We start from the raw sequence: 24,890 nt of genomic DNA on the forward strand, positions 1-24,890 counted from the left end.
AAATGAAGCAACATTAAAAAATTAACTGTTAAAATAGATTTTTTTTATTTAATAGGTTTCATTTCCATAATCATGTTTTTGCCTAAAGGTGTAAAATCTTTAGTGTCTGAAACGTTTTCAAAAGCTATACCAACCACTTTGTTAGCTTTAGAGGCGGTTGTTTTTGTAGTAGTTCCTGTAATTAAGGAAATGGCTTTCGCTAAAAAAGGTTCGCCTTCGTTTCCTAAAACTCCTAAATTTAAAAGGTTTTCCCCTTCGTACTCAACACCAGTAGATGATTGGTATGTTATGGTGTAATTGGGGGAAATGCCATTATAATAATCAGAAACTCCGTTTGCATTTGTGGCTTTAATAGCTATGGGTTGCATGGCGTATTTATGGTTAGCATTGGCTTGATCTTTACTAAAATCGGGCGAATCATATAATGTAACAGAGCCTACATACTTGCCATAAGTAGTCGATCCAATTTGAACAACATCGATATAAGGTTTAAGGCCATTTATAATTAACTCGCTTGAAGAAGCAGTGCCATCTGTTGTAAGAATATAAATTCTGTTTAGATTAAGACTTGAAATCGCAGAACCATTAGAAAGCGTATTTACAAAAGGATTAACTAATACTTCTGGTGTATTTGCTTCAAAATAAGCTTGATATTTTGAATTCCATTCTTCTTTATAAAATAGCTCACCATTAAACTGACCTGTTATCATACTAGCTAAAGCAACAGCAGTACTTCCAGTGCCTCCTGGATTATATCTTAAATCGAGAACCAATTCTGTAATTCCTTGGGTTTTTAATTGAGCAAATGCGCTGTTTAAATCACTTTCAAAATTTGTAACAAATTGGTTGTACATAAGGTACCCAATTCTTGTTCCATTAGATTCTATAACTTTATTTATTAAAATAGGATTTTCAGTAAAATCAGTTTTAGTAAGTTCTACAGTTTTTCCATTTAGAGTTATAGTACTATCTGTAATATTCGCCATACCCAAAGTATAGGTGTTGTTGGTGCCAAATAATAAATTTGAATAATTACTTATTGTAAGTTGTTCTCCATCTACGGTAAGGAAAAATTCACCTCTTTTTATATTTTTATTGGAAGCATCAGAGTTGTTCGCAACATACCGAATATACCCAAAAACATCATCCGAACCAGATAGTCTAACCAAACTAAAATCTAATCCATTAGAATTAGAGTTTCCTTGTAAATAGTTTTCCAATTCGGTATAATCGTCCACTAAAAAACTAAATTTATCAACCACATCAATTTCATATAATAAACCATCGAACAAAGCTTCGGGAGTACTATAGGAATTTAAAAAAGTATAATAATCATCTTGGTTGGTAAATTTATTATCTGCTAAATTTGCTATATTTTCTTGCCATAAATAGAGATTATTTAGACCTTTCCAAATAAAATCGTTTACCTCATTGTTTAAGGTTATGGGTTCTTGGGTTTCGCTATCGTCATTTTTACTACAGTTAAATGTTAAAACCGAAATAAATAATAATAATATTAGTTTTAGGGGCAATCTTTCTGCTTTCATGTAATTTATTTATATTCAATAACTGTAAATGTACTTACATTATTATTTAATTAAAAAATATTTGTAACAATTTAGATGAACGTTCGTCGTAACATCAAACAGCCATAACAAAGCTATTTAAAACCAACCAAAGCAAGCCAACAAAAAATGACTCAAACAGAGTTTTTAAATATTGTGATGCCTTTTAAGGATAAAGTGTTTCGTTTAGCAAAACGGTTGCTGGTATCTACTGAGGAAGCTGAAGATGCTACACAAGAGGTATTGCTGAAGTTATGGAACAACAAAACAAAAATTGAGGCTTATAAAAATGTGGAAGCATTCTCCATGACCATGACCAAGAATTTTTGTTTTGATAAATTGAAATCGAAACAAGCACAAAATTTAAAAATTGTGCATAATAATTATGAAGATGTAAACACATCTTTGCAAAAACAAGTTGAATTAAACGATAGTGTTAACTGGGTGTCAAAAATTATTGAAGAATTGCCCGAACAACAAAAATTAGTCATTCAACTACGAGATATAGAAGCATACGATCTAGATGAGATTGCAAAAATGTTAGATATGAACAACACTGCAGTGCGCGTAACCTTGTCTAGAGCTAGAAAAACAATAAGAGAAAAATTAACTAGTACACATAATTATGGTGTTAAATAATATAGAAAAGTTACTTGAAAAGTACGAAAACGGAGAAACATCGCTTCATGAAGAGCAACAGTTAAAAAACTATTTTTTGCAAGAAACTGTAGCGCCACATTTAGAAATGTACAAGCCTATGTTTACGTATTTTCAAGTGAATAAGCAAGAACAATTTACTAAAGACCTTCCATTAAAAACTAAAAAAGTATTTAACTATAAATGGATTGCTGTAGCTGCGGTGGCTGTTCTTACATTAGGATATTATTTTAAAGAACCTGCTGTTTCTTCTTATGAAGAGTATGCCTATGGAACTTACGATAATCCTGAAGATGCACTCAACGAAGTCACAAAACAGTTGGCAATGATTTCAAATCATTTTAATAAAGGCGTTTCAACTGTAAACTACCTTGATGAAGTAAACAAAGGTACCGAAACCCTTGGCTATTTGAATGAAATGGAAAACGCAACTAGTATCATTTTTAAAAAACAATAACCCGTACTGAGCTTATTTCAGTATCAAAAAAACGAACAAATTAATACATTAAAAAGAAATAATATGAATAAGAGAATAATAGTAATCGTTATGGCAATAATGTTGTTGCCGCTAACCGGAATGTCTCAAGATATTTTTGAAAAATATAACGACAATACCGATGTTACCTATGTATCCATTAAACCTAAAATGTTTCAAATGATAGCAAAAATGGGTATTAATGTAGAAGAACCAGAAGCCAAAGCCTATATGGATATGGTAAAAAGTATTACCAGTTTTAGAACCATTGTTACCGATAATAAATCCATTTCGGCCGATATTAGTAAATGGGTTAAATCGCGTTCTAATTCTTTAGAAGAACTCATGGAGGTGAAAGACGAAGGTTCTGAAGTAAAATTTTATGTGAAAGAAGGCAAAGATTCCAACCATGTAAAAGAACTTTTAATTTTTGTAAATGGTATTAGTAATGTGATGAAAGAATCGGTTGAAGTTAATGGTCAACAAAGACGTTTTGAAACCGTTATCGTGTCGCTTACGGGAGATATCGATTTAAATGAAATTTCGAAATTAACCGAGAAAATGAATATTCCTGGAGGCAATCATTTAGATAAAAAGAAAAAGAAATAATACAAAACATCGATCATGAATAGAACAATCAATCATATGTTATTAATTTTCGTTGCAACTTTAATGTGTGTGAGTTGTAATGATGGTGCTAGTTTACAACGCTATTTTGTAGATCATCAAGAATCCAAAAATTTTATCACACAAGATGTGCCTATTTCTATGTTAAAAATAGACGAATCTAAATTAACAGTGGAACAAAAGGAAGCTTACCATTCTGTAAAACGTTTAAATTTTTTAGGCTATAAAGCGAATGAAACAAATGCTCAAACTTTAAAAGTGGAATTAGCAAAAGTTAAGGCTATTTTAAAAGATGAAAAGTATAAAGAGCTTATTGAATTTAGCGATAGAGGTAATAAAGTGGTGGTAAAATATATGGGTGATGATGAAGATGCTGATGAAGTAGTTGTTTTTGGAAGCTCAAAAGACATGGGCTTTGGCATTGTTCGGGTTTTAGGCGATGCTATGAGTCCTGATAAAATGGTTGCTTTGGTAAGTGTTCTACAAAATGCTAATGTTGATAAAGATCAAGTTCAAGATATTATGAACTTTTTTAAATAGAATATAGTTGTAATATAATGTAAAAAGAGGCTGTCTGAAAAGTGTAATTCTGTGTCATATTGAGCCTGTCGAAATATTTTAACTTACTGATAATCAATATCAGTTTCGACAAGCTCAACCTGACAAAGTAAATACAATACACTTTTCAGACAGCCTCTTTTTTATTTTAAATCGTTTTGTTTTTCTTTTTTAGATTTAGAATACACAACGAAAAAGTTTATTATAAGAACCAAAAAAAGGATAGTCAATACGGTTTTAACAATGTAATTATCTAAAATTTCTAAAACCCCAGACACAAAAAAACCACCTGCTATAATGCCGCAAAGTATTAATGATTGTCTGTCGTTTAACATGGTTTAAATTTAAATTCCTGTATAGTTACTAGGTGTAATACGTTTTAATTCGTCTTTTATTGTGTTAGATACTTCTAAAGTATCGATAAAATTAGAAATAGAAGCTTGATTAATTTTTTCGTTAGTACGTGTTAAACCTTTTAAAGCTTCGTATGGGTTTGGGTATGCCTCTCTACGTAATATTGTTTGAATCGCTTCAGCAACCACAGCCCAATTGTTTTCTAAATCTTCAGCAAATTTACTTTCGTTTAATAATAATTTATCTAACCCTTTTAAAGTCGATTTAAATCCAATTAGTGTATGCCCAAAAGGAACGCCTACGTTTCTTAAAACAGTACTATCGGTTAAATCGCGTTGTAATCTTGAAACTGGCAGTTTTCCTGATAAGTATTCAAAAATAGCATTGGCAATTCCTAAGTTTCCTTCACTGTTTTCAAAATCAATAGGGTTTACTTTATGCGGCATTGCAGAACTTCCAACTTCACCTGCTTTAATTTTTTGTTTGAAATAATCCATAGATACGTAGGTCCATATATCTCGGTTTAAATCAATAATAATGGTGTTAATACGTTTTAAGTTATCAAACAAAGCGGCCATATAATCGTAATGTTCAATTTGAGTGGTTGGAAACGAGTGGTGTAATCCTAACTTTTCTTGAACAAATTTACCTCCAAAAGCTTTCCAGTCAATATTTGGGTACGCTACATGGTGCGCATTAAAATTTCCAGTGGCTCCACCAAATTTAGCGGCACTAGGTATATCGTTTAATAAATTAAATTGTTCTTGTAGCCTTACCACAAATACTTCAATTTCTTTTCCAAGTCGTGTAGGAGATGCTGGTTGCCCGTGTGTTCTTGCTAGCATCGAAATGGCAGCCCAATCTTTTGATAGTGTTTTAAGTTTATTTAAAACAATGGTATATTCGGGTACATAGACATCGTTCACAGCTTCCTTGATACTTAAAGGGATGGCTGTATTATTGATGTCTTGAGACGTTAATCCGAAATGGATAAATTCTTTAAATTTTGATAAACCTAAAGCGTCAAATTTTTCTTTAATGAAATACTCAACCGCTTTTACATCGTGGTTTGTAACGCTTTCAATCTTTTTTATTGCGAGTGCATCTTCCGTAGAAAATGTTTTGTAAATAGCTCTTAAATCATCAAAAACGCTTGTGTTTACATCTTTAAGTTGTGGTAACGGAATTTCGCAAAGCGCAATAAAATATTCAACTTCTACAAGAACGCGGTATTTTATTAAAGCTTCTTCAGAGAAAAAAGGTGCTAATTCGTTTACTTTACTTCGGTATCTTCCATCTATTGGAGAGATGGCGTTTAATGATGATAATTGCATGTGTTATTTGGTTTTTTAAGAAGATGCAAAGATACGTTTTTGATTTACGTTTTTTTTAGTTTCTTTAGTGATTTTTGTAAACTTTACATTTTTTGTTTTTTATTCATTTTATAAAAAATGTGTTTAGCACGAGCTTTAAATGCAGCGCTTTGGGTATGGAAATCGCGTTCTAATATTATCTTTAGTTCTGGGCGTATCCAATCAAATTCATTTCCTAATAAAAAAAGAGTTGTCATACCATAGGCTTTGGCGGCTACTTTTTCATCATGAATCATATAATCAAAACAAGTTTCAATAATGCGTTCTTTGTGTGTGGCATTTAAAGCGGTTTTAATAGCAGAATCATTTTTTGAATAATATGCTTTTGTAATAAGTTCGCAAATTTTGGCAACAGGACGAACGGCAGAATCTAAATGCACTTTATGAAGATGTTCCGTAAAAATGTCTAAATGCGGAATGATGGTATCAATGTTTTTACTACATGCAAATTCCAAGACCCAAGCGGCACGAGGCGATGTTTTATCGTTTACCGTAAAGAGAATCTCCATTAATTTGGGTATTAATTCTGGGTTTTCTATAACAAGATTTGCATATAGCAAGCGTTTTTCTCGCGAATGGTTTACATCATTTAATTCTTGGTATAGTTGTTCGGTAGTCAAAAGTAATTTAGTATTTTTATAGTTTAAAAATAAGTAATTTAAATACAATTAAACAAAACAAAATGGTGAAGAAAATTTTATATTTTTTAGTGGCAGCATTAATTATTGCCCAATTTTTTGGGCCCGAAAAAAACGAAGGCGATTTAAAGTCGATTGATGCTTTTTACGCAGAAACAAATCCGCCAGAAGATGTAAAACTTATTTTAAAAGAAACTTGTTTTGATTGTCATAGCGATGTAACCCGTTATCCTTGGTATGATAAGATTACCCCAGTAAATTATTGGTTGGCAGAACATGTAAAAGACGGAAAAAAACATTTTAATGTTTCAAATTGGGAAGGTAATTCGGTAAAACGTAAAGACCACAAATTTGAAGAATTAATAGAAATGGTTGAAGAAAAAGAGATGCCATTAAAATCTTATACCATAACACATTCTGAAGCAAAATTAACCGATACCCAAATAAAATCGGTAGTAGATTGGGCTAAATTAGTGCGAGCTAAATATGCTTTAATGCCAAAAGCGGAGTAAAGACGCCCCATCCTATCCTTCCCCAAAGGGGAAGAGAAAGCAGTACTAAAAAGTGGTTATTTGACTAAATCACATATTCAAAATAAAACATTCGTGCATTAGTGGCTAAAAAAATCCTTATTATCGGCTTTGTATGGCCAGAACCCAAAAGTTCTGCTGCTGGTAGTAGAATGATGCAGCTAATTTACTTTTTTCAATCTAAAGAGTATCAAATAACATTTGCGAGCCCATGCGCTAAAAGTGAGAATGCATTTAATTTAAATAGTATTGGTGTTAATCAAGTTACGATAGAATTAAACCATTCAAGTTTTGATGTTTTTATAAAGGAATTAAACCCCCATATTGTTTTGTTTGATAGGTTTATGATGGAAGAACAATTTGGTTGGCGCGTTACTGAACAATGTCCTGATGCCATGCGAATTATAGATACCGAAGATTTGCATTGTCTACGAAAAGGTAGACTTCAAGCCTTTAAAGATGGAAAACCATTTGATAACTCTTATCTATTTAATGATATAGCAAAACGTGAAATTGCCAGTATTTATAGAAGCGATTTAAGTTTGATTATTTCGGAAGCTGAAATGAACATTCTTAAAAATGATTTCAAAGTCCCAGACGATTTATTGGTGTATTTGCCATTTTTACTGGAAACTATTCCTGAAGCAACCATTCAAAAACTTCCAAAATTTGAAGAAAGAAACCACTTTGTAACTATTGGGAATTTTCTACATGAACCTAACTACAATGCGGTTTTGTATTTAAAAGAAACCATTTGGCCATTAATTAGAAAACAAATTCCTAAAGCAGAATTACATATTTATGGTGCATACGCTTCGCAAAAAGTAAATCAACTTCATAACGAAAAAGAAGGGTTTTTAATAAAAGGATTTGCTGATGATGTAAATGAAGTGATGCAACATGCCAAAGTTTGTTTGGCGCCCATCAGGTTTGGGGCAGGTTTAAAAGGTAAATTGGTGGATGCCATGCTAAATGGAACACCATGTGTTACTACAAGCATGGGGGCAGAAGGGATGTTTGGTAATTTGGATGCTAACGGATTTATAGAAAATAATCCTGAAGATTTTACAAATAAAGTAGTTCAATTATATGAAAATGAAAATCTGTGGAATGAAAAACAGAAAAACGGATTTCAAATAATAAACAACCGCTTTAATAAAGTGGAATTTCAAAAAAAATTAGCTTTAATTTTAGAAGAAACGACCGAACAGTTGCAAAACAAACGCCTCAACAATTTTACAGCGCAAATGTTGCAGCATCACAGTATGCAAAGCACTAAGTTTATGAGTAAATGGATTGAAGAAAAGAATAAAACAGATTAAATACTAGTTAGCAATTGTTAACCATTGGAAACTTGAAATTTGTATACCAAAAGTACAATCATCTTGACAACCATTAGGAATATATAAGCAATTTTTGATAATGCTAGCATCATCAACATTAAATACAATAGTATTTGAATCGGCATCAACAGATAAATAATCGCTTAAGCAGGTATCATAAAGCGCATCAATTGTAACGGCTGCTGCTCCCGAATCGTGGCTGTTTAAAGTTTCAATGTTTTCATTATACGATTCCAAAATGACTCTGTCATCATAACCAACATAATTGTTGTTGTCATCATAAATAGAATAAAGTTCAAAAATTCTTGAAGTTACAATGCCATTTACAACTGTTATTTTAGTATTGCTGCCAAATCCAAATACAGATCCTGAACTCATGGTATACGTGTAAGAATTCCCGTTATATTCTTTCAGTGTGTTCCAGGAATTTAAACTCGAATTGTATTCTGCAATACTTTTGGTTTTAGAAGAATCGTTTGTGTCACAACTTAAATTTAGGCCAAAAAAAGAGGTAATAAAAAATAATAGAATCAGTTTCTGCTTCATGTTAGTTTTTATTACCTAGATGTATAAAGAGCAAAAAGGTTGCGTTGAAACTTTTAATTAAGCTTCTACCTCGCTTTTCTTAATTTTTCTATAAGTGTAGCTACCAAAAATATTACGTTTTGCGAAACGCGTTAATTTATCGGCTTGACAAAGTTTGATATATAAAGCTTTATTCACGCCAAAAAACTCATAAGTGTTGCCATCTAAAAAAGTGATTTCTAAAAGCATGCCTTTATGTTGCCAATCTATAATAGGTGAGTTAATAGTTTCGTTATATTCATCCAAATTAGCAGTTTTGGTTTCTGGTGCAATACTCACTAAAAAATGGTAGCCATCAATAATTTTTCTGCTCATTAATTCAGCTTCAATAGCCTTTTCGTCCCCAGCTTGAAACTTATCAGGATGCCACTCTTTTACTAAGTTTCTATAAGTGGTTTTCAATTGTTTAAGTGTCATTTCGTTTTCAACACTAAACATTTTTTTGTACTCGTTGATGCGTTTCATTATCTATTTTTTTTAAACAAGGCGCGAAGATACTATTTTTTTTGAGACGAAATACTTAAGACAAAAGATGTTAGATGAAATTCTAAAAATATTAATAATAAGCACTATATCTATTAAAACATTTGTTTGAAATCAACGGTCTAAAGTCTACAATCTTTTTATAGATTTGCAACTTTAAAAATTTACTATGATTTCAGTTGATAATTTAGCGGTAGAATTTGGCGGAACTGCCTTGTTTAGCGAGGTGTCTTTCACCATAAATGAAAATGATAAAATTGCTCTTATGGGGAAAAATGGTGCAGGTAAATCGACCATGATGAAGATTATTGCGGGCGAGCAAAAGGCAAGTCGTGGAAATGTTCGTTATCCAAAAGATGCCGTCATTGCTTATTTGCCTCAGCATTTATTAACTGAAGATGAGTGTACCGTTTTTGAAGAAGCCTCCAAAGCTTTTAAGCACGTATTTGAAATGCGAGACGAAATGGAACACCTAAATAAAGAATTGGAAACCAGAACCGATTATGAGTCTGATGACTACATGAAAATTATAGAAAAGGTTTCCGATTTAGGTGAAAAATATTATGCGTTAGAAGATGTAAATTATGATGCCGAAGTTGAAAAAGCCTTATCTGGATTAGGTTTTAAACGCAAGGATTTTACCCGATTAACCAGCGAATTTAGTGGTGGGTACCGTATGCGCATTGAGTTGGCTAAAATTTTACTGCAAAAACCCGACTTAATTTTATTGGATGAGCCTACCAACCATATTGATATCGAATCTGTGATTTGGTTAGAGGATTTTCTGTTGAACAAAGCGAAAGCGGTCATGGTTATTTCTCATGATAAAGCGTTTATCGATAATATCACCAACCGAACCATAGAGGTTACTATGGGGCGTATTTACGACTATAAAGCCAATTATTCGCATTACTTACAATTGCGTGAAGATAGGCGTGCACACCAAGTAAAAGCGTATCAAGAGCAGCAAAAGTTTATTGCCGACAATATGTTGTTTATTGAGCGTTTTAAAGGCACGTATTCTAAAACTAACCAAGTAACGTCGCGAGAGCGTATGTTGGAAAAATTGCAAATTATTGAAATTGATGAAGTTGATACATCGGCTTTAAAATTACGTTTTCCACCAGCACCTCGTTCGGGCGATTATCCTGTTACGGTGAAGGATTTATCAAAATCGTACGACGACCATGTAGTATTTAAAGATGCCAACATGTCTATTTCTCGTGGTGAAAAAGTGTCGTTTGTTGGTAGAAATGGGGAAGGAAAATCGACCATGATTAAATCTATTTTAGGTGAAATTGATTTTGATGGAAAATGTGCTCTAGGACATAACGTGAAGGTTGGTTATTTTGCACAAAATCAAGCGTCATTATTAGATGAAAATTTAACTATTTTTCAAACCGTTGATGAAGTTGCCGAAGGCGATATTCGTACCCAAATTAAAACTATTTTAGGGGGGTTTATGTTTAAAGGTGATGACATTGATAAAAAAGTTAGTGTGCTTTCTGGTGGTGAAAAAACCCGATTGGCAATGGTGAAACTACTTTTAGAACCTGTTAATTTGTTGATTCTGGATGAGCCTACCAACCACTTAGATTTAAAATCGAAAGATGTTTTAAAAGAAGCTTTAAGGAATTTTGAAGGTACACTGATTCTTGTTTCGCACGACCGTGATTTTCTTCAAGGTTTATCGCAAAAAGTATTCGAATTTAAAGATCAACGTGTTATTGAACATTTTGAAACTATTGACGATTTCTTAGTTAGAAATAGAATAGAGAATTTGAAACAGATTGATTTGAAGAAATAAGTGTTTAAAAATCAATATTCAAACTATTTATTTTTTAAATATAACTAATGCCCTTTATTTAGGTTACATTCGCTTAAAATGAATGTCCATAGAATCTAAAGTAAAGCAGGTTGAATATTTGTTTGAACGTCTTGATGCTGAAATTTCAAAATTTCAAAACCAAACTAATTTAAATTGTATAGCGGGTTGCGGCAAATGCTGCACAACACCCAGTATAGATGCATCTCCGTTAGAATTTTTACCTTGGGCTTTTCATCTTTTTTTAAATGGTGAAGCAGAAAAAACAATTATCGAATTAAAGAATACCACAAAATCTATTTGCCATATTTACCAGCCATTGTCATTATTAAATAGTAATAGTGGACGTTGCAATAACTACCAATACCGCGGATTGATATGTCGTTTATTCGGGTATGCTGCAAATAGAGATAAGTATGGGCAATTAAGGTTGGCAACCTGCACCATTATTAAAGAAAACCAAACTGATATTTATAAAAATGCAGAGGAAGCCATAGGCAAAGGACTATACGTGCCTATTTTTACAGATTATTATATGCAACTCAACCAGATTGATTTTCATTTGGGAAATACTATTTTACCAATCAATCGGGCTTTAAAAATTGCCATTGAAGAAGTGTTGAATTATTATATTTACAGACCATTACCTAATGGGTTTAAAAATGCATCGTAGAAATCAACTATATTTGTTAAACGTGTGAAATAAAACATTAAAACGATTTTATATCATAATAGTTATGCATTATTTTGAATAAATGATAAACTACAAAACGACAAAAATTAAAACAGACAAACCGAAATGGTTGATTTATATTCTAATAGGATTAGGTTTGTTATTCTACATTTTAAAATATTCTGATTGGCATTTCATATTAAAATTTTTGATTTCAATTCCTCTAGTCGTTAATCTTTTATTTGATATTTCTTATTTCAAAAAAGCTGGATATGGAATTACTCAATTAAATTTTGACGCCACTGAAATTGAAATAATTGATAAAAAAGAAAATAAAAAAAGAATTCCTTATTCTAATTTTAAATACTCAATTAGAAAAAGAAAGTTTGACAGGCTTAAAACTGAAATTGAATTAAAAATAAAAAAGAACCTTAGGTTTAAGACATTCGGAAGACTACATATTACGAGTTGGGAAAATATTTTTGAAATTGAAAATGAATTGGAAAACCGTAATGTTATAAGTACAGAATGGAAACCTCAAACTATTTGGAGAAAATATTGGGGGATTTTTATAGATTTATTTTTTCTAAATATGGGAGATGGAGATATTGGAATGGAAGATTATCAAGAAAGATTAAAAAATGATACGAATGAAAATAGAATTAAAAAATAATACCGAGTAAAAAAAATGCTGTTTAAATCCTACTTATGAAAATCCTTTCGGATTTATTTGCTAGAACACGCAACTTTACACAAACCAACATTTAAATACTTTCCTCAATCAATTCTACACTAACCAACTGTCTTATTGGGTAAACCGATGGTCCAAATTGGTTAAATACCGCAACATCAGCCGCATCATGTCCATATCCAATAGCCACATAGCCACCTTTGGGTCCATATTGAGTAGCGTCAAACGTATACCAACGCCCACCAACATAAGCTTCAAACCATGCGTGCATGTCCATAGGTTGTAAATTATGTAAATAACCCACTACCATTCGTGCAGGAATGCTAAGGCTTCGGCATAAGGCAATGCCTAAATGTGCTAAATCCCTGCAAACACCCGATTGTTTATAATTAACCTCAATTGCCGAAATAGGGTAGTCGCTACTCCCGGGAATATAACTAATGTTATTGCGTAACCAATTTTCAATAGCTGCTACTTGGTCGTAACCTGGAAATTGATTCATGGTTATTTCCATGGCTAAATCGTTAAATCGATCTGATTCGCAATAACGACTTGGTAATAAGTAATTTAAAAGGCCTTGCGGTAAATGCTGTATATCTATAAATGGAGCGCCAAATGCGGTGTCAACATATTGAGATGTTCTAACATCGGCAGTGGTGTTTATAGAAAAATATCCTGGTTGTGCAGTCAGTCTTTGGCATAAATTGCCGTAATCATCCGTAAATTCTACAACTGGAACACTTGGTTTTATTTTAAATTCGTCGCGAGCAACCCATTGCTCTGTGCCACTTCTGGGACGCAACATGAGAATAAATGGCGTAGGAACTTCTATTTCAAATAATAAGTCGCAACCAACTCTTAACCACATAAAACCATCAATTAAAAATACGTATTCAAAATTAAGAGATTAAATGCAGATATTAGGACTGTTTATATTATTTGATTACGTTTTGGTGAATTAAAATTAATAATAAAATGGAATGGCTATTTATTGTGTTATTAATAATTTTAAGACCTTTTTCATACCAATGGTCGCATTTTCTGCAATAACTATTAAATTCTTTTTGCTCTCCATAGCAGGTTTTGGGTCTATAAAACATGTTGGGGTGTTTTCTGGAATGTAATGTCTTAAACCAGCTGCGGGATATACTTGCATGGAAGTACCAATAATTAAAAGGATATCGGCTGTTTTGCAAATTTCCATAGCTTTTTCAATCATAGGAACATCTTCACCAAACCAAACAATATGCGGACGCAGTTGATGCCCTTTTGGGCATATATCACCTAATTTAATATCGGTTTTGCAATCAAAAAAAGTAGATGCATCCAACACATTTCTTGATTTTAATAATTCACCATGTAAATGAACGACGTTGCTGCTTCCTGCACGTTCGTGTAAATCGTCTACATTCTGGGTGATGATGCTTACTTTAAATTGGGTTTCAAGTTTTGCTAAATCATAATGTGCAGTATTGGGTTCAACCTCAAATAATTGTCGGCGACGTTGGTTGTAGAAATCTAAAACCAATTCGGGGTTTGCTGCAAAACCTTCGGGTGTGGCTACTTCCATAACATCATGACCTTCCCATAAGCCATCGGCGTCTCTAAATGTTTTTATGCCACTTTCGGCACTTATGCCTGCGCCTGTAAGTACAACTAGGTGTTTTTTCATACTATAAAAATAAACAAAATTACCGTCATTGCGAGGTAGGCAGTAATCTCTTGTATTAAAACTAAAAATTTATTCACAAATTACAATTGGCAGATTGCTTCGTCGTGCCTCCTCGCAATGACGTTTGGATTTTAAATTGTTGCTGCGATCCATTTGCGTTAGGGATTATTCATCCATTTTTATTTCGATAAATTGGAATTCATGAATACTTCGTATTTGCAGCGGCATCCTTTTTTGAGGTACGAAAAAAGATATAGCGTAAAGCCCGACCCTTGTGGTAACGCCCAAATATTTCAATTTATAGGATTACTTCAGTTTTTCTTCCTTAAAAATGTAGAAATGTTTGTTATTTTTGAAACATGACTGACATAAAACTTCTAGAACATTTAGAGACTTTTTTAACCGATTCTCGAAAAGAGAAATTTGCTAAAGTTTTAGCGCAACGGACTAAACATTTTACTGTAGCCACCGAAGATGTTTACCAGTTACATAATACGAGTGCTGTAATGAGAACGTGTGATGTGTTTGGAATACAGGAAGTTAATATTGTTGAAGAACAAAATTCGAAACATATTGATAGGGAAATTGCGATGGGTGCTCAAAAATGGGTAGACTTACATAGGTTTAATACGGTAAAAGATTGTATTGCACATTTAAAACAAAAAGGTTACCAAATTGTGGCTACCACACCGCATACCAACGATTGCGAATTACACGATTTTGATGTGACTAAAAAGTCGTGTTTTTTCTTTGGAAGAGAAACTGAGGGTCTGTCGGAAGAGGTTTTAAATGCCGCTGATTGCTATTTGAAAATACCCATGGTTGGTTTTACTGAAAGTTTAAATATATCGGTAAGTGCTGCTATTATTTTGCAACATGTTACGACCAAATTGAAACAAACCGATGTGAATTGGCAATTAACAGATGAAGAAATACTTGAAAAACGTTTGGATTGGATAAAGAAAACGATTAAAAGCTATGAAGAGATTGTTGCGAGATATTATGAAAAACAGTCTTAATCGAAAATAATTCCTCGAAAATCTACTTTGAGGTTTCCTTTGAAATTGTCATTCTCGTGAAAACGGGAATCTAAATGAACTTTTCTCAAAAGTGTAATATTAGGTCATACTGAGCTTTTCGAAATACTTTAACTTTCTGATATTCAATATCGGTTTCGACAAGCTCAACCTGACAAAATAAATTTAATACACTTTTCATACAGGTTCATTGTTTTGTATTTTCTTCTTCGTTTTCAGATACCAAAACTAAAAATTCTTCACTACAGGTAAATAGTTTTTCTAAAAGTAGAAAGTTGTTTGCTTCGGAAAGTAATTTGCTGTCTATGTTTTTGCTTTCACAAAAATCAAAAAACAAAGGAATGTAGGCTTCTGGTATTTTAAAGTCGTTTTTCAAAAGGTTTTTATTCATGAGTTTGTGAGTTGCAAATAACGTCTGAAGGTCTTTATGGGTTATGGGTATAAATGACGTTGATTCCTGTTTTTTGTTAGTCTTAAAAAGTTTAAAAATAAGTCCTGCTATTTTAACCAAATCTAAATTTCCGCTTGGTGGCGGACTGTATAAATGCGGATTATTCTTCATGTCATTTTTTAGTTGAAGACCAAAATCAGCGGTATAAGTTTCTGCATTAAATGGTTTTTCAATGTCTTTGGTAAGTAAAACTTCATCCAGAGTATTCACCATTTTTTTTATTTCAACTACGATCTTTTCTTCAAAAGAATTTTTATTCAAAATTAGTTTTTTTTCTTCATGAAATAGAGAGGTGAATTTTAATGTGTCTTGTATGGAAGCATCAATTGAAAAATCACCTTGTTCATTACTATAAGTGAAACTATTTTTGCTAATGTTTGAAATTTTAGCACCTTTTACAGAAGATTCATGGTCGTAAATTCTACCATTAATTTGTTGCGATATGGCAAAAGAGGGGATGCATGTAAAAGCAGTTAAAAGTAGTAGTTTTTGCATATAACAAACAAAGATTGGTGTAACTGATTGTTTGTAAATGTAATACAGAGAATAATGTTCGAATTGTTATTTGTGAGATTTTAACACTGGTGTTAACTATAATTTAAGATTTTATGCGTAAAAAAAGGAAGCGATTTGCTTCCTTTTTCATTTAAATTTTATTTTCGGCTTCTATTTAAAACCTTGTATTCTTCATAACATTCGCTAATAGCATCTAGTATTTGAAGATCGTTTGCGGTTTGTATAAAACCTTTGGAGTAATTACATTGGCTCACAATTTCATCTAAATCAACCCGATCTACTTGTAATAAAGCCATCAGCATTTCCCTGTCAAAACGAGAAGCCAAAAGGTTTCTAATTTCATCATCTTCCTTCATCTTTTTCAGCTTACGCATTTCGTTTGGGTTTTTACCAAACATACGATGAAGAAAATCGGCAGGGTTAAAAATAGAACCTATAATTTTTGTGATAGTTGATGATTTTCCAGCTTCATATCCACTAGGTAAACCCGAAATACTATAGCGATAATTGTTGTTAACTATAGGAACTTGTTTGATGTCTACTTCTAAATACCCCGTTAATTTTAATTCGTTTACTATTACTTCTTCCAGTGCTAAAGCTAATTCGGTAAGCTCAATTTTAGAACTTCCAAACTTTAACCAGTCATTAGTAACACGTACTTTTATAGATTTAAAACCTAAGTATGATAAATGTAAGGTGTCGTTTACTTTGGCAACAATTTGAAAGCTTCCTTCCTTATTGGTTGCCGTTCCTTTTACCTGGTTTAGGTTAACAATATTTACATTTTCAAGCGGTTCATCATTAGATGCATTTACAACAACTCCAATAACACTATTTAATTCTTGAGCCATGGTTATAGCCGAAATAAATAAACATATAAAAAGGAGTAGGTGATTTTTCATGCAATTAATGGGTTAACGTAAAATATAGCGATAAAAGTACTAAACGAAACACTAAAAACGAATTTCTAGGATTTATTTTGACTTAAAATTAACAAAAACGGTTTATTAGCGTCTAGAACGTCTTGGTCTTGAAACTCCTGTATCGCTTGATTTTGAGTCGCTACCAGAACGTCTTGATGCTCTATTTGGAGCACCGCTGTTCGAACTAGATTCTCCACCAGAACGTCTTGGTCTAGATTCTCCACTGCTTCTTCTTTCACTTCTTTCACCTCTGCTTGAATCACTTCTTGAGCTAGAACGTCTTTCGCTACGGTTTCCACCATCACGTCTTCCGCCGCTACGTCTGTCGTTACGTCTTCCACCGCCACCACGGTTTTCAGAAACTTCAACATTTACAAAACGTCCGTTGTGTTTGTAATCTGTAAAGAAAGCTAATATTTTATCTTTTAATTCATTTTCAGTATTGAAGAAAGAGAAACTGTCTTTTACTTCCACTTTAAAAACATCGTCTCTACCAAGTTCTAAAACTTCTTTTAAGAAATCTTTTAACTGCATCCAATCGAAACCATCTTTACTACCTACGTTTATAAAGTAACGTGTTGAATCGGAGCTTCCACCAAAATTGCGTCCACCTTCACGACCGCCATCTCTATCTCTAATATCAGCATCAGATACATTAAGGTTTTTAGATTTTTGGTAATAATTGAAGAAACGCGTAAACTCCACCGAGAAGAATTTTTTAATTAATTCATCTTTTGAAGTGTCTTCAAATAATTCGTTGATGCTCACTAAATGCTTATCAATTTCGTGATTAATTTCCGTATTATGAATTTTATTGGCAAGTGACATTAATTGTACTTCACATATTTCAGAACCATCAGGAATATCTTTTTTCTCAAAGTCTTTATTAATAATACGTTCAATACTTTTTATTTTACGTACTTCACTTTTAGAAACAATAACCATAGAAACTCCCGTTTTACCTGCACGACCTGTACGACCAGAACGGTGTGTATAGGTTTCAATTTCATCAGGAAGTTGGTAGTTTATTACGTGTGTAATATCGTCCACATCAATACCACGAGCAGCCACATCGGTCGCTACAAGCATTTGTATTTGGTTGTTTCTAAACGATTTCATAACCAAATCACGTTGGTTTTGACTTAAATCGCCATGTAAAGCACCGGCACTATAACCATCTTCAATAAGGCGTTCAGCAACTTTTTGTGTATCGTTTTTAGTTCTACAGAAAACCACCGAAAATATATCCGGATTTGCATCTGCCAAACGTTTTAAAGCATCATAACGGTCTCTTGAATTTACTAAATAGTACTCATGAGAAACCTGACTGGTACTTTCATTTTTATTTCCAACCGTAATTTCCTGTGGATTTTCCATGAATTTTTTTGCAATCACAGAAACCTCCTTAGGCATCGTTGCACTAAACAACCAGGTGCATTTATCTTCTGGAGTATTCGATAAAATATCGGTTATATCTTCATAAAAACCCATATTTAACATCTCATCAGCTTCATCTAAAACCGCATATTCAATTTTAGAAATATCAACCAAGCGTCTGCTAATCATATCTTTAATTCTACCAGGAGTCGCCACAATAATTTGTGCGCCTTTTTTAATATCTCTGGCTTGGTCTGTAATGCTTGAGCCACCGTAAACCGCTACCACGTTTAAACCTTTACAGTATTTACCGTAAAGTTTCATTTCGTTGGTAATTTGTAAACAAAGTTCGCGCGTAGGTGACAAAATTAAACCTTGTGTAGTACGGCTATCCACATTGATTTTTTGAAGCATTGGGAAACCAAAAGCAGCTGTTTTTCCAGTACCAGTTTGGGCTAATGCCACTAAATCGGTTTCAGAATTTAATAAAATAGGAATGGCTTTGTCTTGAACTTCACTAGGTTTTGTAAATCCTAAATCGGTAATAGCGCGTAACAGGTCTTCATTAAGACCTAAATCTTGGAATGTGTTCATTCTTGTATAAGTATTCGATTGTATTATGTAGTGTTACATAAGAAGCGAATCGACATACTTAAACCTAAACTTCTAGCAACACATCCTCACTCTGAGGAATTATTTCAAGCGGCAAAGGTAATCAAATATTTATAATTTTAGCTATTTTATGTTTTCCTTCTGAATTATAGATAAAACCTTACTTAAAATGGGGTTTTGATTGTCTTTGTTCCAAATAGCTGAAAGTGTGGTTCTTTGTGGGATTTTAGTAAGTTCAATAAACTTAATGTTTGCATTGTTTTCCGTTTTAAGTGATTTTGGTACAATGGAAATTCCAAAGTTGTTTTCAACCAATTTATAAATAGAACCTGCATGAATGGTATTATGTGAAACCAACGGACTAAACCCGTTATCATTGAAAATGTCCATTACTTTTTCATAATAGGAGGCGCTGTATTCGGGGTCAAACAGAATAAAATGTTCTTCTTTGAATTGCGATATTGTTTTGAAATTGGAAGCATCAATAGGATGATTTTTAGGAAGCACTAAACAAAAAGGTTCTTTTAAAATGGGATGAAGTTCTAAGCCTTTGTGCACTTTTTCCAACCTAACAAAACCAATATCAATATCTTGTGCCAACAAACCTTCAATTTGTTTATTGTTGTCCATTTCTTTTAAACTAAATAGAATATTTGGGTGCGTTTTAGTGAAATTTAATAGTAATTCCGGAATTATTTTTTGCATGGCCGAACCTACGTAGCCAAAGTTTAATTGTCCGTCTTTACCATCTTCCAACAACTTCGCATGGTGTAAAATGGCATCTAAACTTTTAAGATTTTTGCTGAGTTCTAACTTTAAATATAATCCAACAGTGGTGAGTTTTACGTTTCGGTTATGGCGTTCAAAAAGTTTAACACCAAGGCTTTCTTCCATTTCTTTTATTTGTCTGCTCAATCCGGGTTGGGAAATATAAAGCGATTCGGCAGCTTTTCTAAAGTGTAAATGTTCGGCAACAGCCAAGAAATATTTTAAGTGTCTATATTCTATTTGATAACTCATAGTTATTAATCAGTTAAATAAATAGTCTTATTAGGTATCAAATTTATCGATAATTTTGTAATAAACGTATTTAATAATCAACTATTTAAACAAATTGGCATACCATGTTTACTTACGGCATAGATAGATTAACGGCAACAACTGTTATGGCAATAGCCAATGGTTCGCTAAAAGGCGTATTGTCTGATTATGTGATTTCTAAAATTAACGATTCCAGAAGAAAAGTGGATGTTTTAGCGGCTTCAAGTAAACCCATTTATGGTATCAATACAGGTTTCGGACCTTTGTGTGATGTTAAGATTTCACCAGATGAAACCAGTTTGCTTCAAAAAAACCTTTTAATCACCCATGCGGTTGGTGTTGGAAATCCTATTGCAAAAGAATTATCAAAAATCATGATGATTTGCAAAGTGCATGCGTTAAGCAAAGGATTTTCGGGTATTCGGTTAGAAGTTGTAGAACGTATTATTTATTTTATTGAAAACGATTTGTTGCCAGTAGTACCCGAGCAAGGCTCTGTTGGGGCTTCGGGCGATTTAGCACCTTTGGCGCATTTATTTTTACCATTAATAGGCGAAGGCGAATTTTGGGAAGGTGACACTATGATACCGACAAAAGAGGTTTTAGAGAAACATGATTTACAACCCATACAGTTAGCCGCCAAAGAAGGTTTGGCACTAATAAATGGCACACAGTTTATATTGGCCCATGCCATTACAGGGTTAAAAAAAATGGAATATTTGCTCGATTTGGCCGATGTTGCCGGTGCCATGAGTTTGGAAGGTTACCAAGGCAGCGCGTCGCCATTTAAAGAATTATTACATAGTATCCGACCTTTTAAAGGTAATTTGGAAGTCGCCAAACGTATGCGTATGTTATTTTATAAATCGAAAAATATAAAATCGCATAAAGATTGTGCCCGGGTTCAAGATCCGTACTCCATGCGTTGCATTCCGCAAGTGCACGGAGCTTCCAGAAATGCCTATTACCATTTAAATGAATTAGCGGAAATTGAAATGAATTCAGTAACCGATAACCCGATTGTTCTAAGTGAAACCGAAGCTATTTCAGGAGGCAATTTTCACGGACAACCCTTAGCGATGGCGTTGGATTATTGCTCAATTGCTGCTTCCGAATTGGGAAATATTTCAGATAGAAGATGCTATTTACTCATCGAAGGCAAATATGGATTGCCGCGTTTACTAACTGCAAGTGGTGGCTTAAATTCAGGATTTATGATCCCGCAATACACCACCGCAGCTTTAGTAACCGAAAATAAATCCTTGTGTTTTCCGCCATCGGCAGATAGTATTCCCACTTCTTTAGGGCAAGAAGATCATGTGTCTATGGGCAGTATTTCTGGGCGACAGTTCAACCAAATATTAGGAAATATTGAAAAAATATTAGCTATTGAACTCATGTATGCAGCCCAGGCTATGGAGTTTAGGCGTCCAAATACTTTTTCAGATATTATTGAGAAAAACTTTAGAATTATCCGCAGCAAAGTGGCTAAACTAGAAGAAGATCGCATCCTTAAAGAGGATATTAATGCATTAATCATGTTGGTGAAGAATCAAAAAATCATTGTAAAATAGAAGGATTATGACGTTTAAAGAACACATATTACAAGGGATTCCGAATGAATTACCAACAAAATACACCTATCCATTGGATGCTAACAGAGCGCCAAAACGAAAAGATATTTTATCAAAAGAAGAAAAGCAATTGGCCATTCGAAATGCATTACGTTATTTCCCTAAAGATTGGCATCAAGAATTAGCTGTAGAATTTGCGCAAGAATTACAAGATTTCGGACGTATTTACATGTATCGATTCAAGCCTTCTTATAAAATATTTGCACGAGGTATTGAAGCATATCCAGCAAAATCTACGCAAGCTGCAGCTATCATGTTGATGATTCAAAATAATTTAGATCCTGAGGTGGCGCAACACCCCGAAGAATTAATTACTTACGGTGGCAATGGAGCCGTGTTTCAAAACTGGGCGCAGTATCTTATTACAATGCAGTATTTAGCAAACATGACCGAAGAACAAACGCTTCACATGTATTCGGGTCATCCTATGGGTTTATTTCCTTCGTCTAAAAATGCACCACGAGTTGTTGTAACGAATGGCATGATGGTTCCTAACTATTCCAAACCAGATGATTGGGAAAAATATAACGCCTTAGGTGTTACCCAATATGGACAAATGACGGCGGGTTCGTTTATGTACATTGGTCCGCAAGGTATCGTTCATGGCACGACCATCACCATTATGAATGCCTTTAGGAAAATAGCTTCTAAATCAAACGCCAAAAGACAGAGTATGGGGGTTTCCCCTCCTTTGGAGGGGACTAAGGGGCGGCTTTTTTTAACTGCGGGATTAGGTGGTATGAGTGGGGCACAACCCAAAGCAGGAAACATTGCAGGTTGTATTACGGTTGCTGCGGAAGTAAATGAAAAAGCCGCAATAAAACGCCACGAGCAAGGTTGGGTAGATGTGTTGGTTGATAATTTAAATGATTTGGTAGCTCGTGTTAAATCCGCACAAAACAACAACGAAGTGGTTTCCATAGCGTTTATTGGAAATATTGTTGATGTATGGGAACGTTTTGATGAAGAAAATATTTTTATTGATGTAGGATCCGACCAAACCTCTTTACATATTCCTTGGACGGGTGGTTATTATCCAGTAGGTTTAACGTATGAAGCATCCAACCGATTGATTCGTGACGAACCAGAAGTGTTTAAGGAAAAAGTTCAGGAATCATTACGAAGACATGCCAAAGCGATAAACAAACATGTAGCAAAAGGCACCTATTTTTTTGATTACGGAAATGCTTTTTTATTGGAAGCGTCCAGAGCAGGAGCTGATGTGATGGCTGAAAATAATATCGATTTTAAATATCCATCATATGTACAAGATATTTTAGGGCCGATGTGTTTCGATTATGGGTTCGGACCTTTCCGTTGGGTATGTACTTCTGGGAAACCGGAAGATTTAGATAAAACCGATACCATGGCGATGGAAGTGCTTCAGGAAATTATGAAAACAGCTCCCGAGGAAATTCAACTGCAACTGCAAGATAACATCACTTGGATAAAGGATGCAAAGAAGAACAAGATGGTAGTAGGTTCACAAGCAAGAATTTTATATGCCGATGCCGAAGGACGTGCTAAAATAGCCGAAGCTTTTAATAATGCCGTAGCTAATAAGCAAATTGGGCCTGTGGTTTTAGGTCGCGACCATCACGACGTTAGTGGTACCGATTCACCCTATCGTGAAACCTCCAATATTTATGATGGCAGTAAATTTACGGCGGATATGGCAATTCATAACGTAATTGGTGATAGCTTTAGAGGCGCTACCTGGGTATCCATTCACAATGGTGGTGGCGTTGGTTGGGGCGAAGTAATCAATGGTGGTTTTGGCATGTTGTTAGATGGTACTAAAGAAGCCGAAGCACGTTTAAAAAGCATGTTGTTTTTTGATGTGAATAACGGTATTGCACGCAGAAGTTGGGCAAGAAACGATGAAGCACTTTTCGCTATAAAACGAGAAATGGCACGTACCCCAAATTTAAAAGTAACCATCCCCAATTTAGTCGATAATCAATTAATAGAAAATTTATTTTAATGCGAACGTTATTTAAAAACATAAAGGAATTACTTCAAATTCGAGACGAATCGATAAAATTTGTTTTGGGCAAAGCCATGGCGGAATTGCCCACCATAAAAAACGCCTATTTGTTAGTTGAAGACGGCATCATTAAAGAATTTGGTAGTATGGACAATTGCCCAAAAACAGAAGTAAACAACCTAGTTGATGCCACTGGAAAAATGCTCTTGCCAACGTGGTGCGATTCGCATACCCACCTCGTTTATGCAGGTAATAGAGAAAGCGAGTTTGTCGATAAAATTAAAGGACTTTCCTATCAAGAAATCGCCAATAAAGGTGGTGGTATTCTAAATTCAGCCAAAACACTTCAAGAAACCCCTGAAGACGATTTATACCAGCAAAGTAAAACACGTTTGGAAGAAATAATGGCCTTAGGTACGGGTGCGGTTGAAATTAAATCGGGGTATGGATTAACCTTAGAAGCCGAATTAAAAATGCTTCGCGTTATCAAGCGTTTAAAACAAAACTACCAGTTACCAATTAAAGCCACTTTTTTAGGTGCGCATGCCGTTCCTTTGGAATATAAAAACGATAAAGCGGGTTATATACAATTGCTCACCGAAACCATGTTGCCACAAATAGCCGAAGCGCAATTAGCCGAATACATCGACGTGTTTTGCGAAACGGGATATTTTACGGTTGAAGACACCGAGCGTATTTTAAAAGCTGGAAAACAATACGGCCTCATTCCTAAAATTCACGTCAACCAATTCACATCCATTGGTGGCGTACAAATAGGTATAAAGTATCATGCCCTTTCGGTGGATCATTTAGAGGAAATGCGCGATGACGATATTCAAGCATTAAAAGGAACTCAAACCATGCCCGTAGCCTTACCTGGTTGCTCGTATTTTTTAAGTATTCCCTACACACCTGCACGAAAAATGATCGATACCGGTTTACCTTTAGCTTTGGCAACCGACTATAACCCCGGTTCATCACCATCAGGAAATATGAATTTTGTAGTATCAACAGCCTGTATAAAAATGAAATTAACCCCCGAAGAAGCTATCAATGCCGCCACCATAAATGGCGCTTATGCTATGGGTTTAGAAAAAGAAGTAGGTAGTATAACCGTTGACAAAAAAGCCAATTTAATACTTACCAAACCCATAAACTCGTATGGTTTTATGCCCTACGCCTTTGGTGCAAACCAAATTGATACGGTATTTATAAATGGAATAGCAATATGATTTTTTTGGGCGTTTTAACACGCTTTTCGCT

Annotated in this window: 25 protein-coding genes; 13 read left to right on the forward strand and 12 right to left on the reverse strand. The window is 34.0% G+C overall.

The window, feature by feature from the left end:
* Positions 1–44: 44 nt before the first annotated feature.
* The gene (locus EV196_RS14780; RefSeq protein WP_132218543.1) at positions 45–1,547 is read right to left on the reverse strand and encodes a S41 family peptidase; all 1,503 of its coding nucleotides are present in this window, start codon (positions 1,545–1,547) and stop codon (positions 45–47) included.
* Between the two features lie 147 nt (positions 1,548–1,694).
* On the opposite strand from EV196_RS14780, the gene EV196_RS14785 reads away from it, so the two are divergent.
* From EV196_RS14785 to EV196_RS14800, 4 genes are all read left to right on the forward strand, one after another.
* Positions 1,695–2,204 (forward strand): RNA polymerase sigma factor, encoded by a 510-nt coding sequence (locus EV196_RS14785; protein ID WP_132218544.1) that lies wholly within the window; start codon positions 1,695–1,697, stop codon positions 2,202–2,204.
* Positions 2,191–2,679 carry a hypothetical protein gene (locus tag EV196_RS14790; RefSeq protein ID WP_132218545.1) on the forward strand — a complete coding sequence of 163 codons (489 nt, stop codon included), beginning with the start codon at positions 2,191–2,193 and terminating at the stop codon, positions 2,677–2,679. Before EV196_RS14785 ends, EV196_RS14790 begins: the two co-directional genes overlap by 14 nt.
* Before the next feature lie 63 nt (positions 2,680–2,742).
* Positions 2,743–3,306, forward strand: a complete 564-nt coding sequence (locus EV196_RS14795; protein ID WP_132218546.1) for a DUF4252 domain-containing protein — start codon at positions 2,743–2,745, stop codon at positions 3,304–3,306.
* 15 nt (positions 3,307–3,321) lie between these two features.
* On the forward strand, positions 3,322–3,864 hold the full coding sequence (locus EV196_RS14800) for a DUF4252 domain-containing protein (protein ID WP_243652251.1): 543 nt from the start codon (positions 3,322–3,324) through the stop codon (positions 3,862–3,864).
* A gap of 161 nt (positions 3,865–4,025) precedes the next feature.
* Here EV196_RS14800 and EV196_RS14805 read toward each other — a convergent pair whose 3' ends face one another.
* The 3 genes from EV196_RS14805 to EV196_RS14815 all read right to left on the reverse strand — a co-directional run bounded on the left by EV196_RS14805 (position 4,026) and on the right by EV196_RS14815 (position 6,229).
* Positions 4,026–4,217, reverse strand: a complete 192-nt coding sequence (locus EV196_RS14805) for a hypothetical protein (RefSeq protein WP_132218547.1) — start codon at positions 4,215–4,217, stop codon at positions 4,026–4,028.
* A 9-nt stretch (positions 4,218–4,226) separates the two neighbouring features.
* Entirely contained in the window at positions 4,227–5,570 is a 1,344-nt protein-coding gene (gene purB / locus EV196_RS14810; RefSeq protein ID WP_132218548.1) for an adenylosuccinate lyase, read from the reverse strand.
* Between the two features lie 83 nt (positions 5,571–5,653).
* Positions 5,654–6,229, reverse strand: a complete 576-nt coding sequence (locus EV196_RS14815; protein WP_132218549.1) for an adenylosuccinate lyase — start codon at positions 6,227–6,229, stop codon at positions 5,654–5,656.
* A gap of 62 nt (positions 6,230–6,291) precedes the next feature.
* Between EV196_RS14815 and EV196_RS14820 the strand changes: the two genes are divergently transcribed.
* Together EV196_RS14820 and EV196_RS14825 are read left to right on the forward strand one after the other, a co-directional pair.
* Positions 6,292–6,759 (forward strand): heme-binding domain-containing protein, encoded by a 468-nt coding sequence (locus EV196_RS14820; RefSeq protein ID WP_132218550.1) that lies wholly within the window; start codon positions 6,292–6,294, stop codon positions 6,757–6,759.
* Positions 6,760–6,860: 101 nt separating this feature from the next.
* The gene (locus EV196_RS14825; RefSeq protein ID WP_243652252.1) at positions 6,861–8,099 is read left to right on the forward strand and encodes a glycosyltransferase; all 1,239 of its coding nucleotides are present in this window, start codon (positions 6,861–6,863) and stop codon (positions 8,097–8,099) included.
* Positions 8,100–8,102: 3 nt separating this feature from the next.
* Here the strand turns inward: EV196_RS14825 and EV196_RS14830 are convergent, their stop codons facing one another.
* Positions 8,103–8,666 (reverse strand): hypothetical protein, encoded by a 564-nt coding sequence (locus tag EV196_RS14830; RefSeq protein WP_132218551.1) that lies wholly within the window; start codon positions 8,664–8,666, stop codon positions 8,103–8,105.
* Between the two features lie 57 nt (positions 8,667–8,723).
* Positions 8,724–9,170: a KTSC domain-containing protein gene (locus EV196_RS14835; protein ID WP_132218552.1), complete on the reverse strand. Its 447-nt coding sequence runs from the start codon at positions 9,168–9,170 to the stop codon at positions 8,724–8,726.
* Between the two features lie 187 nt (positions 9,171–9,357).
* On the opposite strand from EV196_RS14835, the gene EV196_RS14840 reads away from it, so the two are divergent.
* From EV196_RS14840 to EV196_RS14850, 3 genes are all read left to right on the forward strand, one after another.
* Positions 9,358–10,995 (forward strand): ABC-F family ATP-binding cassette domain-containing protein, encoded by a 1,638-nt coding sequence (locus EV196_RS14840; RefSeq protein WP_132218553.1) that lies wholly within the window; start codon positions 9,358–9,360, stop codon positions 10,993–10,995.
* 82 nt (positions 10,996–11,077) lie between these two features.
* Entirely contained in the window at positions 11,078–11,686 is a 609-nt protein-coding gene (locus tag EV196_RS14845) for a YkgJ family cysteine cluster protein (RefSeq protein WP_132218554.1), read from the forward strand.
* 82 nt (positions 11,687–11,768) lie between these two features.
* The gene (locus EV196_RS14850; protein WP_132218555.1) at positions 11,769–12,359 is read left to right on the forward strand and encodes a hypothetical protein; all 591 of its coding nucleotides are present in this window, start codon (positions 11,769–11,771) and stop codon (positions 12,357–12,359) included.
* Between the two features lie 91 nt (positions 12,360–12,450).
* On the opposite strand, the gene EV196_RS14855 is transcribed toward EV196_RS14850, so the two are convergent.
* Together EV196_RS14855 and EV196_RS14860 are read right to left on the reverse strand one after the other, a co-directional pair.
* Positions 12,451–13,245, reverse strand: a complete 795-nt coding sequence (locus EV196_RS14855; protein ID WP_132218556.1) for a transglutaminase-like domain-containing protein — start codon at positions 13,243–13,245, stop codon at positions 12,451–12,453.
* Between the two features lie 120 nt (positions 13,246–13,365).
* Positions 13,366–14,049 carry an SIR2 family NAD-dependent protein deacylase gene (locus tag EV196_RS14860; protein ID WP_132218557.1) on the reverse strand — a complete coding sequence of 228 codons (684 nt, stop codon included), beginning with the start codon at positions 14,047–14,049 and terminating at the stop codon, positions 13,366–13,368.
* A gap of 359 nt (positions 14,050–14,408) precedes the next feature.
* On the opposite strand from EV196_RS14860, the gene EV196_RS14865 reads away from it, so the two are divergent.
* On the forward strand, positions 14,409–15,068 hold the full coding sequence (locus EV196_RS14865) for a TrmH family RNA methyltransferase (protein WP_132218558.1): 660 nt from the start codon (positions 14,409–14,411) through the stop codon (positions 15,066–15,068).
* 205 nt (positions 15,069–15,273) lie between these two features.
* Here the strand turns inward: EV196_RS14865 and EV196_RS14870 are convergent, their stop codons facing one another.
* The 4 genes from EV196_RS14870 to EV196_RS14885 form a co-directional block, all read right to left on the reverse strand.
* Positions 15,274–16,032, reverse strand: a complete 759-nt coding sequence (locus EV196_RS14870) for a hypothetical protein (protein ID WP_132218559.1) — start codon at positions 16,030–16,032, stop codon at positions 15,274–15,276.
* A 158-nt stretch (positions 16,033–16,190) separates the two neighbouring features.
* Positions 16,191–16,955 carry a carboxypeptidase-like regulatory domain-containing protein gene (locus EV196_RS14875; protein ID WP_132218560.1) on the reverse strand — a complete coding sequence of 255 codons (765 nt, stop codon included), beginning with the start codon at positions 16,953–16,955 and terminating at the stop codon, positions 16,191–16,193.
* 105 nt (positions 16,956–17,060) lie between these two features.
* Complete coding sequence (locus tag EV196_RS14880; RefSeq protein ID WP_132218561.1) at positions 17,061–18,947, reverse strand: DEAD/DEAH box helicase; 1,887 nt, start codon at positions 18,945–18,947, stop codon at positions 17,061–17,063.
* Positions 18,948–19,088: 141 nt separating this feature from the next.
* Positions 19,089–19,985, reverse strand: a complete 897-nt coding sequence (locus EV196_RS14885; protein ID WP_132218562.1) for a LysR family transcriptional regulator — start codon at positions 19,983–19,985, stop codon at positions 19,089–19,091.
* 104 nt (positions 19,986–20,089) lie between these two features.
* Between EV196_RS14885 and hutH the strand changes: the two genes are divergently transcribed.
* The 3 genes from hutH to hutI are packed head-to-tail and all read left to right on the forward strand — an operon-like array spanning position 20,090 to position 24,859.
* Positions 20,090–21,580 carry a histidine ammonia-lyase gene (hutH, locus tag EV196_RS14890; protein ID WP_132218563.1) on the forward strand — a complete coding sequence of 497 codons (1,491 nt, stop codon included), beginning with the start codon at positions 20,090–20,092 and terminating at the stop codon, positions 21,578–21,580.
* A 7-nt stretch (positions 21,581–21,587) separates the two neighbouring features.
* Positions 21,588–23,624, forward strand: coding sequence for a urocanate hydratase (locus tag EV196_RS14895; RefSeq protein WP_132218564.1), 2,037 nt, complete (start codon positions 21,588–21,590; stop codon positions 23,622–23,624).
* The gene (gene hutI, locus EV196_RS14900) at positions 23,624–24,859 is read left to right on the forward strand and encodes an imidazolonepropionase (protein ID WP_132218565.1); all 1,236 of its coding nucleotides are present in this window, start codon (positions 23,624–23,626) and stop codon (positions 24,857–24,859) included. The genes EV196_RS14895 and hutI overlap by 1 nt, the downstream gene beginning before the upstream one ends.
* Positions 24,860–24,890: the final 31 nt, after the last annotated feature.

The organism is Mariniflexile fucanivorans, assembly GCF_004341235.1.
In the GTDB taxonomy this organism is placed as follows: domain Bacteria; phylum Bacteroidota; class Bacteroidia; order Flavobacteriales; family Flavobacteriaceae; genus Mariniflexile; species Mariniflexile fucanivorans.

Excerpts from the sequence above, each read along its gene's own strand:
- EV196_RS14880 (WP_132218561.1), bottom strand. The coding sequence starts at position 18,947 with ATGAACACATTCCAAGATTTAGGTCTTAATGAAGACCTGTTACGCGCT.
- hutH (WP_132218563.1), top strand. The coding sequence starts at position 20,090 with ATGTTTACTTACGGCATAGATAGATTAACGGCAACAACTGTTATGGCA.
- EV196_RS14845 (WP_132218554.1), top strand. The coding sequence starts at position 11,078 with ATGTCCATAGAATCTAAAGTAAAGCAGGTTGAATATTTGTTTGAACGT.
- EV196_RS14805 (WP_132218547.1), bottom strand. The coding sequence starts at position 4,217 with ATGTTAAACGACAGACAATCATTAATACTTTGCGGCATTATAGCAGGT.
- EV196_RS14800 (WP_243652251.1), top strand. The coding sequence starts at position 3,322 with ATGAATAGAACAATCAATCATATGTTATTAATTTTCGTTGCAACTTTA.
- EV196_RS14860 (WP_132218557.1), bottom strand. The coding sequence starts at position 14,049 with ATGAAAAAACACCTAGTTGTACTTACAGGCGCAGGCATAAGTGCCGAA.
- EV196_RS14835 (WP_132218552.1), bottom strand. The coding sequence starts at position 9,170 with ATGAAACGCATCAACGAGTACAAAAAAATGTTTAGTGTTGAAAACGAA.
- EV196_RS14870 (WP_132218559.1), bottom strand. The coding sequence starts at position 16,032 with ATGCAAAAACTACTACTTTTAACTGCTTTTACATGCATCCCCTCTTTT.
- EV196_RS14895 (WP_132218564.1), top strand. The coding sequence starts at position 21,588 with ATGACGTTTAAAGAACACATATTACAAGGGATTCCGAATGAATTACCA.
- EV196_RS14840 (WP_132218553.1), top strand. The coding sequence starts at position 9,358 with ATGATTTCAGTTGATAATTTAGCGGTAGAATTTGGCGGAACTGCCTTG.
- EV196_RS14855 (WP_132218556.1), bottom strand. The coding sequence starts at position 13,245 with ATGTGGTTAAGAGTTGGTTGCGACTTATTATTTGAAATAGAAGTTCCT.
- EV196_RS14790 (WP_132218545.1), top strand. The coding sequence starts at position 2,191 with ATGGTGTTAAATAATATAGAAAAGTTACTTGAAAAGTACGAAAACGGA.
- hutI (WP_132218565.1), top strand. The coding sequence starts at position 23,624 with ATGCGAACGTTATTTAAAAACATAAAGGAATTACTTCAAATTCGAGAC.
- EV196_RS14850 (WP_132218555.1), top strand. The coding sequence starts at position 11,769 with ATGATAAACTACAAAACGACAAAAATTAAAACAGACAAACCGAAATGG.
- EV196_RS14885 (WP_132218562.1), bottom strand. The coding sequence starts at position 19,985 with ATGAGTTATCAAATAGAATATAGACACTTAAAATATTTCTTGGCTGTT.
- EV196_RS14820 (WP_132218550.1), top strand. The coding sequence starts at position 6,292 with ATGGTGAAGAAAATTTTATATTTTTTAGTGGCAGCATTAATTATTGCC.
- EV196_RS14785 (WP_132218544.1), top strand. The coding sequence starts at position 1,695 with ATGACTCAAACAGAGTTTTTAAATATTGTGATGCCTTTTAAGGATAAA.
- EV196_RS14865 (WP_132218558.1), top strand. The coding sequence starts at position 14,409 with ATGACTGACATAAAACTTCTAGAACATTTAGAGACTTTTTTAACCGAT.
- EV196_RS14780 (WP_132218543.1), bottom strand. The coding sequence starts at position 1,547 with ATGAAAGCAGAAAGATTGCCCCTAAAACTAATATTATTATTATTTATT.
- EV196_RS14830 (WP_132218551.1), bottom strand. The coding sequence starts at position 8,666 with ATGAAGCAGAAACTGATTCTATTATTTTTTATTACCTCTTTTTTTGGC.
- EV196_RS14875 (WP_132218560.1), bottom strand. The coding sequence starts at position 16,955 with ATGAAAAATCACCTACTCCTTTTTATATGTTTATTTATTTCGGCTATA.
- EV196_RS14795 (WP_132218546.1), top strand. The coding sequence starts at position 2,743 with ATGAATAAGAGAATAATAGTAATCGTTATGGCAATAATGTTGTTGCCG.
- purB (WP_132218548.1), bottom strand. The coding sequence starts at position 5,570 with ATGCAATTATCATCATTAAACGCCATCTCTCCAATAGATGGAAGATAC.